The following is a 12,131-nucleotide window of genomic DNA, read 5'->3' on the forward strand; positions in this document are numbered from 1 at the left end:
TTTACTGTTCCTGCTTTTCGTTTTCCATACGCTTTAATATCTCGTCCGCGCTGTCAAATTTTTCCAGTTTATGATAGGAATAACCCGGCATCCGGGTGTCAAAACCGCAGACGGTATGGTATGGACAGTAATCACAGCCACTTTTTCCGTCCAGCGAGTATGGATGAATCGAAATATCTCCGGCAAAGATTTTTTTCCCGGTCTCTTTGATTTTCTCCTGTACATAATCAGACATCACAGAAAAATCGTAAGTACTGGCAACCTTGGAAGTTGCTTTTAAGCTTCCGTCCGCTTTTTTTCCGATTGGGATGACCGAAGAATTTCCGGCAAAATCTGAATCCATCGCCTCATAGATTTCCGGATCATCGTTCACCAGACCATTTAATTTTAACTGCTCCAAAACGCTGTTTCGTATTTCTGCCTCTGTCTCATTTCCAAGTCCGTCTACTATCGGATTTTGAATGTGATAGTAGAAAATACCCGCCGGTTCCGCTTTTTTGCCTGGATGGCGTTTTTCCTCTAATTCCAATGCCGCATTCATATAGACCACAAGCTGTAATTGCAGTCCGTGATACAGATTGACGAGTGAAAAACTCGTGTTTCCCGATTTATAATCAATAATCTTCACATAAACTTTATCCGACGTCTCGTAAGTGTCCACACGGTCAATCCTGCCGAGCAGGTTCATTTTTTCCTCATCACTCAGCTGAAAACGGATGGCGTCCAATTTATCTGCCCGCGAAAAGGACACCTCAAAATCACTCGGCACAAATTTTCCCTTCTGGATCTGGGTGGTAAGTGCCCACACCGTGCGCTTGATGGTCTGGCGCATCCGACCGGTCAGGTAACGGTTTCTCACGTTCTCAAACGCTCCGGCATTTTTGCACCCGGCAATCGCGTCATTCATGCTCTCCTCTATAAATGTCTCCTGCACATCCTCCGGGATGTTAAACCAGGTGTACTCTGATTTTTCCACACGTCTGGAAAAATGTTCAAGCGCATCATGGTAAATATTTCCCATGTCCACGCTTGCAAACTCTAAAAGCTGACGCTCCTTTAGGCGTAAACCGTAATTCAGATAATGCGCGTAGGCACACGCCGCAAAACGCTCCAGTCTTGTGACGCTGTTCTCCAACACGGTTCCATAAAGTGCCTGCGTCACTGCGTGGCTGATTGGCTCATCGCTGTGCACTTCGTAGGCAGTTTTTAAAAGTTTTTCCGTTTCCGGCTTCCACTCGGAATCTGTGAGGTAGAATTTTGAGAGAGCATTCCATAATTTTCTTTTTTCTACCTGAGAAAAATCAGATGCCCTGTCATCATCCTGCAGTCCCTCCAGGAAAAATGCCATGCTGCTCTTCGGCGTCATGATGCAGTCCGCAGAAGTTGTCTCCTCGATTTCCTCCACCGTTTTCTCCGGGAACATTTTCAAGAGCGTTCCAACAAAATACGACCTTCTAAGTGCTTTTCCGTCCGCATTCACTTTTGAAAAAGTCACATATAAAAAATCAGATGGCTTCGTCACATTCAGATATAGATAAAAGCGCTGGATGAACACTTTTTCACGCGCACCCGGTGCAAGTTCCAGATGACATGCCACCATTTTCTCACGTTCAAACTGCGAGATGATACCTCCGGCATTGCCCGCTTTCGGCACAACACCGTCATTGACACCGATGAAAAATAAGATTTTGATATGGTTCAATCTGGTTCGCTCGATGTCACCGATCGTCACTTTATCATTTCCCGGCGGGATCACGCCGACTCTTGCAGCCTCAAATCCGGCGTCTAAAATATCCGCATACTCTTTGACCGGAAGCACTTCGTCTCCCAGGAAGTCCACAACCTTATCAAACAGATCCATGACAATTTTGTAAATCTGGGCGTACTCTTTCGCCTTGACCTGATTGCCCTGCCGTTCAAATTCCAGTTCTTTTTGTTTTAATTTTTGTTCTATTTCTAATTTTTCAATTAATTCATACAACACAGTGGTCTCGTCACGCACAGTCTTTCCCTGTGTGAACGCTTCCGATAACGGTGCAAAGAAGCCATAAATCTTTTCCCGCACCTCATTCATTTCTGTGAGGTTCTCTTTTTCGGTATCATCGAACACAAACGTCCACTGTTTTTCCCATTTTTTTCTGCCGCGTATCCCTTTGGCAAGCACATAGTTTTCCAGCAGATCGATCTGCTGCTCTGTGATATCGGTCAGACCGCAGCGCAGAAAACGGAACACGCTCTCATAAGAGAAATCAAGTTCCACCACCTCAAGCACCGCACGGATAAACTCGATAAAAGGATGAAACAGAATGGTTCTCGTCTGGTCGAGAAAGTACGGAATATCATACGCTGCAAAAATCTCATCCACATAGTTGTCGTAAAGACTGACGTCCCCGGTCACCACTGCGATATCCTTATAACAGTACTGTTTCTCACGCACAAATTTCGTGATCTCACGCGCCACAAAGTGAAGCTCTTCCCTCGGATTTTTAAGGCTCACGATCCGCAGTTCATCCTCCTTCTGCCGCCATTTATGATAATACGGTCGAAACAGATTCTGCTCCATGAAGTACAGGGATGGAGCATTTTTATATCTGTGATTTTTTCCATCGGATAACACAACAGGCTCCTCCACCGTGACATGAAGTTCCTCTGCCATTTTCATCAGAACCGAAACCGTCTTTTTACTCATGGAAAAAAGTTCCTGCTCGCCCCTGCAATGGTAAAAATCCTCGCCTGCATCCATCGTCACGGAGACAATGATACGCTCTGATAACACTAAAAGTTTTCTAAGAAGCTGATTCTGTATCGGTGTAAAACCGGTAAATTCGTCAAACACAATCACGCTGTCTTTTATAATATTCGAATCCTCTGCGGCATCGCACAATAGCGATAACACTTCCTCAGAGGTGATATACTGCCCTTGCAGATATTCAGAAAAACTGTGATACATGACCGAGATATCCTGCATTTTCAGGCGCAATGTCTCCCCGACATCCTCCGTCTCCAAAAATGTATCCAATTTTTCTGGTGACACGTTATACTGCGTCAGCTCGGAAATGAGGGATTTCACCTCACTGATGTACCCCATCCGGTTTAAGTTACCGCCCAGCACACTTAAGTTTTTCTTCTGCTCCCCTGCAAGCTTGCGGAGCACCAGATTCTTTCCGGTCTCCTCCAACACGCGCAGGTTCTGTTTCCCAAGCTCGTCAAACACACGGTATGCAAGGCGTGCAAAACTTAACACATCCACGTTCATGATAGCATGTGACTTTTCAAGCCGCACAAGCTCGCGCTGTGTCTGCATGGTGAACTGCTCCGGCACAAGCACCAGATAATTTTTCTCCGGATGCTCTGCCGCTTCTTTTAGTATGTTCCTATATAAATAGGATGATTTTCCACTTCCTGAATTTCCGAAAATAAATTGCAGCGACATGTTTTTCCCTTACTTTTTTCAAATTCTAATTTTCGTTTTCTGTTCCTTTTCATAGTACATCATTCTATCTTTTTTGACTAGAATAAAGTTCCCGGCTTATGATGTTTTCCATCAGAAAATTTCTCCAAAAGAATGGAACAAAAAAGCTGCCATACAATCCGGGAATTTCTCCTTTCAGTACGACAGCCGTAATCACTGATCTCTATTTCTGTGCTTTTGTCTTTTTCTTCCGATAACCATTGATGTCATATTTTCTTTCATACTCATCAAAGTATGCCATGTAAGTGTCATTCTTTAACTCGCGGACACTCTTTAAATACTCATGGGTATCAAAATCTGCCGCCTCAAGCTCGATCATGGCAACTGCGATGTTCGAGCAGTGTGCTGCGATTCGCTCCAGGTTCGTCAGCAGATCATTAAACGCAAATCCCTGCTTCATCTCACATTTTCCGGTGCGGAGTCTTGCGATATGACGCAGTTTCAATTCATCACAGAGGATACCGATCAGTTCGCGGAGTGGTTCTACTTTTGCCGCCATCTCAAGGTCGTCCGCACAGAATGCATCCACCGCAAGACTGACACACTCTTTTACTGCATTCTCCAGCACATCCAGCTCATACTGTGCCTCATCCGAAAATGCAATTTTCTTCTCGTTCAGCTCAGCCGCAACCTCTGAGATATTCACCGCATGGTCGCCCAGACGTTCGAAATCACTCACTGTATGCAAAAACTTGGATACCTGCTTCGCCTGGCTTCCATTCATCTCATGCGTAGACATCTGCATCAGATAGGTTCCCAGCTTATCCTCATATTTATCGATCAGTGTTTCCTTCTCCTGTACCTTATTAAACTTTTCTGTCGAATACACAAGGAACAGGCTTAACGCACGTAAAATATTCTTCCTTGCCTTCTTTGCCATTCCGTTCATTGCAAGATGGCTCTGTGTGATTGCAAGATCCGGGTAAGCAAGGAAACGCTCCTCGAGCAGATCGAAGTCTGCCTGATCCTCCTCGTCCTCCGGCGAATCTTTTACAACAAGATAAACAATTTTTTCAATCCATTTGATAAATGGAAGAAGTACTAAAATCGTTGCCGCACGGAAAACCGTGTTTAACATTGCGATCAGTACCGGGCTCATGGTGGCATTCATAAACGGGAAATGCACCACAGCATTGACAGAATAGAATACAATTGACCAGAACAGCATGCCGAACAGATCGTTAAACAGATAGATCAGGGCTGTTCTCTTACCATTTTTGTTCGTTCCGATCGAGGAGAGCAGAACCGGACAGGCTGCGCCGACACCGATACCCATGGTGATAGGAAGTGCCGCTGCAAAAGTGATCGTTCCACTCATGGACAACGCCTGAAGGATACCGACTGAGGCGGATGCACTCTGCAATACCGCCGTAAATAAAATACCTGCCAGTATACCTGCCGCCGGATTTTTAAACATTGTCAATACATTCACAAAATGCTCATTATCTTTTAATGGTGCAACTGCCCCACTCATGGTCTGCATCCCCACCATCAGGATGGAGAACCCAAGCATAATGTCACCGACATTTTTAAAGCCGGATTTTTTTACAAACATTTTAAAGATAATACCAATGATCGCCACGATCGCTGAGATAGTCGCCGTGGACAGCAGCTGTGCAATCCCGTTCGAACCGTCAATGTACGACAGACACAAAATCCAGCCTGTCACACTCGTTCCGATGTTGGCTCCCATGATGATACCGATCGCCTGCGCAACCTTCATCATTCCGGAATTTACGAAGCCGACAACCATAACAGTCGTTGCGGAGGAGGACTGGATGATCGCTGTCACAGCAGTTCCAAGCAGCACTCCTTTCAACGGTGTGTTCGTCAGCTTATAAAGAACCAGCTCCAGCTTATTACCCGCTACTTTCTTCAGTCCGTCTCCCATCAGGGACATACCAAAAAGGAACAGTGCCACTCCGCTGAGCAGCGATAAAATAATAGTAAATGTTGTCATTTGTACTCCTAACTACGTTATACATCCTAACGTATCCCTGTCTGCAATTTTATTTACAAACTTTTTACATGATTTTTACATTTAACCGACATTTCTTATTATACTGTACCTCATGGCAAAATCACAATCATTTTATTTCTATTTAAAATTTTTTACATTTCGCCTAGGAAAATATCGTTTTCAGACAAAATTATTATCACTTTTTTATCTATTCTCATTTAGTGAGAGCAGATTCAGCCTTTTTTGTCTGCACCTCTCCGCTCAATCCCTGTTTTCTTATAGTATTCTGCCTTATCCTCATACATGCGCTTCTCAGCTTCCTGCAGAAGTTCATCCAGATGTGTGTCCGCCCTGTCCTGCCAGATCACTCCCACTGCGATATTTACGTCCTTCTCAGCTGTCAGACACTCTAACTGCCTTATGCGTTCCGCCAACGTGTCCTGATCGATCTGCGCGCACAATACAAGCAGCTCATCTCCCCCGATACGGAATACGCCGTAATCGCCAAACACTTGCTCCAGACATGCACCGGCTCTAAGGATCAGGTCATCCCCTGCCTTATGTCCCAGTGTGTCATTCACACCCTTTAAACCAGTAACGTCACAATAAACTACGCCAACGCTCTGCTCCGGATCGATCTGTCTCACATACTTTTCCATCGCAAAGCGGTTTCCAAGCTGAGTCAGCGCATCCTTATAGCTTAGATCTTCCAGACGCCTCATCAGATTCCTGCGTCTGATGCAGGACTTGAGAAAAGAACCCATGATCTGAAGCATATCCGACGTATATTCCAATGAAAATGCCGGCGGATTGTCAACTCCGTAAAAAGCAATGACTTTTTCCGCATCATAAATTGGCATGGCAACAATGGAATGGATATTCTGCCGCTTCAGATTTTCATATTGAAACGGATCGCTCAGGCGCATCTCCTCAATATCCGGTATCTGGACATATTTTCCCTCCTCAAAAATGTGATACCAGTTCTCACAGATCTCCGGCGGAAGATTCTGGAGATTGTCGATCTCCGGTGGCACTCCCGGCGCCGTCCATTCATATGTATTATCATCCCTGCCATCTCTGTTCTTCTCAAAAATATATGTTCTCTCTCCGTTCAGCACTTTTCCGAGATATTCCAGAATAATACGGATCGTCTCGTCCGGCGACTCGACAGAAAGCGCATCCTTCAATGCCTCGTTGACAAAGGACTCCATATCCCTGTACTTCTGGATCATCTTGTCCTGTGAACGCTCCTCGCTGATATCTATACTGATCTCGATCCGGTACTTTTTATTTGTGACAGGATCTTCCACCAGGGTATCTTTCAACATCATGTATTTATCGATCACCGGATTATAATAACGCCACTCGACAAACTTTCCGGCACAAAGCCTGTCATTATTGCACATACCACAGGGAACAGAAGATTTCTGCAGCACCTCGTAGCACTTCATCCCTTTCACATCATCTATGGACTGTAATCCATACACCTCTAACAATTTGCGGTTCATATAAACAAGCTCATCTGTCTCTATGTCTGTTGCGTACACGTACTCATCCAGATTATCTAAAAACTTCCAGATAACTTCTATTTCGTTCATTCTTTATACTCCGTTTCATGCAGATATGAAATTTCTATAAAAATCTGTATAGTAAAATAGCACCTCCTGAGAGGTACTATCTCACCATACGCCATTATTATGCGGATTACAAACAAACTCTTCCATAAACTTCTTTTTTTCACAGGGTTTTCCAAAAAAATACCCCTGAAGATAATCTGCCTGCAGTTCTTTCATCTTAAGATGCCAGTCTTCTTTTTCAATTCCTTCCACACAGATGTGGATGCCGATGCTGTGAACCATCTCAATGATCTTTTTAAACAGCTCGTAATCCCGTTCGCAGCTCATTGCCTTTGCTGTAAAATCCTTATCCATTTTCACATAGCCCGGATTCATGTCACTGATGCAGTGGAGATTGGAATATCCGGTTCCAAAATCATCGATCACGAACTGAATCCCATTTTCCTCAAGCACTTTCCTGAATTTACAAAAGACCGGTGTCATATCTATGAAGCCGCTTTCAGTCATTTCTATGCAGATGCGGTTCGGTGTCAGTCCATTGTCCCTGACCGCAGTGAGTATCTTGTCTGCAATCTTTCCATGCTCGATCTGATAATAGGAAATATTCACGTTCACCCTGAATTCCGGTATATATTGCTGTATCTCACGGCACATTTTTGCTGCCTCATTTAACACAAACCTTCCCGCCGGAATGATCAGTCCTGACTTTTCCAGAAGCGGTATGAACTCGACCGGAGACAGCCACTCCTTGCCTTCCTCTGTCACCATGGTATACCGCATGAGTGCTTCTGCACCGATCACACGCCCGGAAACACAATCCACGATCGGCTGATAGTATACTTCAAAACCTTCACACCCGTTAGCGATGGAACTTCTCAGTGCACTTATGATTCTTCCATTCCGCTGGAATTTCTCGTAATCCTCCTGCCTGTAAAAATAGATGTTATTTTTTCCCATCCGTTTTGCCTTTTTCAGGGAAAATTCAAACTTTTTGCGGCATTCCTCGTAGCCTTCTGCCACAGTCGAGGCATCAATCACTCCTGCAGAAGCTGAAAATACAACTTCATATTTTTCAGAGATGATGAATTCGTCTATTTTCTCACCGATCTTTTTTTTGAGCTGTATGGCATCATCCATGGACGTACTGTCAAGATCCACGATCACATACTGATCTGCGACCAGATGATAGAGTCGCTGATTTCCGGACAGACACTCTTTCATACAGTCTGCAACACTTTTTAACACATAATCGCCATAATTGCTGCCATGTGTTTCATTCACCGTTGCAAAATCATCAATTCCAATATGCATAAGAAATCCGGTCGTCACAGGTTTCTTCTGTGACCGCAGATAAGCACAAAATTCCATTCCGCCTAAAAGCCCGGTCACATTATCAGCCCGCCGCTGGTTTCCGGTCTCATTCAGACATCCCACCAGATACCCCGGCTTCCCATCTTCATCATCAATCACTACTCCGCGGCAGTTGACCCATACCGGAAGCCCGTTTTTGTCGAGCCACCGGTAATGGATATCATGCACCTTTTCCTTTCCATCCATCACAGCCTGCATATGCTTTGCAAACATAGTGCGGTCTTCTTTGTAGACAACGGACATGATCTCCTGCTTTACATTCCTCACATGTGTCTCAGAAATCATAAACCGATCCAGGGCAGACTGGGAAATTTCCATCTTATTATTCTGGAGATCGATTACGTACAGGTAATCATCCATGCATTCCGCTATGATTTCCAATAAGATCTCTGCTGTCAGATCTCCTAATATTCCATATACATCCTTATTCATAACCAGAGAACCTTCCCTTTTCTTTTGCGCTTATACTCCTGCGCATCCAATTGAATTTATCTGGTCTGATATTATTTTTCCGTCTTTGCAACTTTAAATCTGCGGATCATTGTACGTAAATTGTCTGCTTCGCTGCTCATCTCTTCACTTGCAGCCGCACATTCCTCTGAAGTAGCTGAATTCGTCTGTACCACATCATTGATCTGCTCGATTCCTTCATTGATCTGATGGATCTCTGCTGTCTGTGTCTCTAAGGTGTCTGCGATATTTGTCACTTCACTTGTGATCGTTTTTGAATTCTCTGCCACTTCCTCTAACTGTGCTGCTGTTTCCTTTGCAACTATCATACCTTTTTCAACAGCATTCACAGAGCGCTCGATCAGTGCCGCTGATTCCTTTGCCGCTTCTGCACTCTGATCTGCCAGGACATTTACCTGATTTGCAACTACTGCGAAACCTTTTCCTGCCTCACCGGCTCTTGCAGCCTCAATAGATGCGTTTAAGGCAAGCAGGTTGGTCTGGGATGCGATCTCATTGATCGTCGCAATGATCTTGTCAATCTCATGCGATGCATCATTGATCTCGTTCATGGAGACAACCATCTCCTGCATCTTTCCGTTGCTCTCGATCAGCGCCTGTCCAAGCTGTTCCACTTTTCCGCTGATCTCCTTTGCTGCCTGTGAATTGTTTGCCACCTGTTCGGAAACACCGGTAACGGTAGCGGTCAGTTCCTCGACAACTGCTGCCTGATTCGTTGCGCCGTCTGCAAGCTCGTTCGAGCTGGATGCCACCTGTTCTGCTCCGTTGGATACCTCATCGGAAACCCTCTGGATTCCTCTTACCGTATCAGACATGCTGTTCTGGAACTCCATAAAGGATTGTAAAATACCAACAAAGTCCCCTCTCCACTCTACCTCTGGCTGTACATCAAAATTGCCCTCTGAGAACTGTTTCATGGAGCGGTCAATATCATCGACATACGTTCCAAGGATATGGATGGACTTACGCATGCTGTGTGCAAGTCTTCCGATCTCGTCCTCGGAGTGGTATTCCAGCTGGCTGTGCAGATTTCCTTCCGTGAGTTCCTTCGCCACGTCCTCGATCGCATGTAATGGTTCCAGAATGGTTTCAAGTACCATCCTGCTCACTTTCTTTGCGATTGCCCATGCAAGGAGCAGGAAGATAATGATCACTGCAATACCGGCAACTGCACAGAAGATCGTGCTCTGGACAGCCTTACTTCTCTGTTTATCAGTCAATGCATCTAATTTCTTTGAAATTTCTACTAAGCTGTTTAATGCAGGGGTACACTTATTTAAGATACCATCGACAGCCTGATCTTCCTTACCGGCCTTGATCTCTTCCATGATCTCATATCCGATCGTTCCCCAGTCCGTAAATGCACCTTTATATTCTGTATAAAGATCCTCTGTAATGACACCTGTGCCGTGTAAAACATTCATCTGTGTATCTACGATCCCGAGAAGCTCTTTCACCTTCTCCTCGTAGCTGTCGTAAGTGGATTCGTCATCATTCAGCGCCATTTCACGGATATTTCTTGCTGCTGTATTTATATTAATTCTGCATGTTTTTACTGCCTGATCTGCTGCGTTGACATTATTGACATAATTCATCATATTGGCAAACAGAATGCCTATTGCAATAATAGAAATCACTCCTGACAGCAGCATCATGTTAATGACTTTTCTATAACCGTAACTGATTCTTTTCTGCAGATACATATTTTCAAGTTTTGTTTTCATTGTACTCTTTTGTGACAACATAAATTGTATTTTCCTTTCCATTCTAATATACTTTTTTTCTTTCTCTGATATATTAATTTTTCCAGTCTGACAATGTATTAATTGCCTCGTTTTATTTCACTTTTTATCTGTTTTTTCTTCTACCCTCCACCTGAAAAATCTGTCAATTTTCTTCTAGTTTCTCACATTATAGTCTCATATTTTATGTCTGTCAAACCTTAAATGACTTTTTTCAATTATTTGTTTGAAAACGTTTCTAAATTGTATTTCCGACCGCTTCCTTTGCAAGGCGGTCTGCTTCTTCATTGCCATCCACACCGGAATGGCCTTTTACTTTCACAAATTTAATCCTGATTTTATTTTTTGCAGACTGCATATAATCATAGTAGGCGATCGTGCCCTGCCTGTTCCGTTTCCAGGCTCCCTCTGCCCACATCTCGATTCCCATGTAATCGTAATAAATCGTCACTTCCGGAAGTTTCAACTCGATCGCACGTTCTACTGCAGCCATCGCTCCTAATATTTCTCCTGAAACATTGCGCATGGATGCCATCTCCGCATCGTTTCCGCTTCCCTGCAGCACTTCTTTCTCTCCATTATGAATGAGAAATCCGCCGTAGCCGTAGACTTTGGTGGCAATGTTGTAAGAACCGTCGACAAAGGCGTAGACTGCCGGATTTTGTTCCTGCTTCCCTGTATCTGGTTTTTCTGCTTTTTCGCTCCGCTTTCTGGAGCTGCCTTCTGCACCCACGAAGGCTTCCGCTTCCTCAAGTGTTTTGAAGCTTTTATATACGGCACCCGGAAAACCGTCTACCATTTTTTTGCAATCATCCCAGCTGTTATAGATTCCCGGAATTTTACCTTTTTTTACTGCGTAGAATTTTGATGCCATGTATGCTTCCTTTCTGACTGATATTTCATTATGATAATTCCAGCCTGCAGCTTCCTCTCATCTGCAGTGGACACTCGTAAACATTTTCGTCCCCATTTCTTCCGATGTAGGACAATGGGCATTTTCTGCAATCCTCTAATGCAAAATCTGCCGGAACATCAAACTCGATTTTTGCTTTTTTACTTCCTTTTGCCTCATTCTCATGCCTGATATTGTCCCAGCTTAATTTCTGTCCGCATCCCTGACATTTTTCAGTACCGGTTGCAACTGCGCGTTTGCATGTCGGACAGGCATAGTACTCTTTCCCTGTCATATCCTTTGTCTCTATTACCTCTGATGGGAACTGTTTGATCAGTTCTGCTCTTAAATCGTCCTGCATTTTTTGTCTCCTGTATTCTAATTTTTTATTTAAAGCATGTGATGTTTGTTGTTATCGCCATTCTTACTCACCATCACTGTAAATACCAACAACTTATTTTATCACAACAATTTTTAAATTTCACTAACATTTATATCAGTATTTTGAAATATTTTCTATGTAATGCGCCATTGCAAAAATTGTCGATTTTTCAAAGTTTTTGCATTTCAGTGCATAAACTTTATGTCCAGGTCACGGAATCAATGACAAGTGAAGATGTTCGCAAAAGAGAATTAACACCACTCC

General features: G+C 43.9%; 7 protein-coding genes. All 7 read right to left on the reverse strand.

Features of this window, described 5'->3' with window-relative positions; all coding sequences use genetic code 11:
• Nucleotide 1: 1 nt before the first annotated feature.
• The 7 genes from addB to ROSEINA2194_RS06880 all read right to left on the reverse strand — a co-directional run bounded on the left by addB (nt 2) and on the right by ROSEINA2194_RS06880 (nt 11,846).
• Nucleotides 2–3,433 (reverse strand): helicase-exonuclease AddAB subunit AddB, encoded by a 3,432-nt coding sequence (addB, locus tag ROSEINA2194_RS06850; RefSeq protein WP_007884841.1) that lies wholly within the window; start codon nt 3,431–3,433, stop codon nt 2–4.
• A gap of 202 nt (nt 3,434–3,635) precedes the next feature.
• A complete protein-coding gene (locus ROSEINA2194_RS06855) occupies nt 3,636–5,432 on the reverse strand; it encodes a Na/Pi cotransporter family protein (RefSeq protein WP_007884844.1) in 1,797 nt (598 codons plus the stop codon).
• 233 nt (nt 5,433–5,665) lie between these two features.
• The gene (locus ROSEINA2194_RS06860) at nt 5,666–7,030 is read right to left on the reverse strand and encodes a sensor domain-containing diguanylate cyclase (protein ID WP_007884846.1); all 1,365 of its coding nucleotides are present in this window, start codon (nt 7,028–7,030) and stop codon (nt 5,666–5,668) included.
• A gap of 81 nt (nt 7,031–7,111) precedes the next feature.
• Complete coding sequence (locus tag ROSEINA2194_RS06865) at nt 7,112–8,812, reverse strand: GGDEF and EAL domain-containing protein (RefSeq protein ID WP_007884847.1); 1,701 nt, start codon at nt 8,810–8,812, stop codon at nt 7,112–7,114.
• 71 nt (nt 8,813–8,883) lie between these two features.
• A complete protein-coding gene (locus ROSEINA2194_RS06870) occupies nt 8,884–10,596 on the reverse strand; it encodes a methyl-accepting chemotaxis protein (RefSeq protein ID WP_044927405.1) in 1,713 nt (570 codons plus the stop codon).
• A gap of 235 nt (nt 10,597–10,831) precedes the next feature.
• Nucleotides 10,832–11,467, reverse strand: coding sequence for a ribonuclease H1 domain-containing protein (locus ROSEINA2194_RS06875; protein ID WP_007884853.1), 636 nt, complete (start codon nt 11,465–11,467; stop codon nt 10,832–10,834).
• A 28-nt stretch (nt 11,468–11,495) separates the two neighbouring features.
• Nucleotides 11,496–11,846: a hypothetical protein gene (locus tag ROSEINA2194_RS06880; protein WP_007884854.1), complete on the reverse strand. Its 351-nt coding sequence runs from the start codon at nt 11,844–11,846 to the stop codon at nt 11,496–11,498.
• Nucleotides 11,847–12,131 lie beyond the last annotated feature (285 nt).

This window comes from Roseburia inulinivorans DSM 16841, from assembly GCF_000174195.1.
Lineage (GTDB): Bacteria > Bacillota > Clostridia > Lachnospirales > Lachnospiraceae > Roseburia > Roseburia inulinivorans.

Excerpts from the sequence above, each read along its gene's own strand:
- addB (WP_007884841.1), bottom strand. The coding sequence starts at position 3,433 with ATGTCGCTGCAATTTATTTTCGGAAATTCAGGAAGTGGAAAATCATCC.
- ROSEINA2194_RS06855 (WP_007884844.1), bottom strand. The coding sequence starts at position 5,432 with ATGACAACATTTACTATTATTTTATCGCTGCTCAGCGGAGTGGCACTG.
- ROSEINA2194_RS06860 (WP_007884846.1), bottom strand. The coding sequence starts at position 7,030 with ATGAACGAAATAGAAGTTATCTGGAAGTTTTTAGATAATCTGGATGAG.
- ROSEINA2194_RS06865 (WP_007884847.1), bottom strand. The coding sequence starts at position 8,812 with ATGAATAAGGATGTATATGGAATATTAGGAGATCTGACAGCAGAGATC.
- ROSEINA2194_RS06870 (WP_044927405.1), bottom strand. The coding sequence starts at position 10,596 with ATGTTGTCACAAAAGAGTACAATGAAAACAAAACTTGAAAATATGTAT.
- ROSEINA2194_RS06875 (WP_007884853.1), bottom strand. The coding sequence starts at position 11,467 with ATGGCATCAAAATTCTACGCAGTAAAAAAAGGTAAAATTCCGGGAATC.
- ROSEINA2194_RS06880 (WP_007884854.1), bottom strand. The coding sequence starts at position 11,846 with ATGCAGGACGATTTAAGAGCAGAACTGATCAAACAGTTCCCATCAGAG.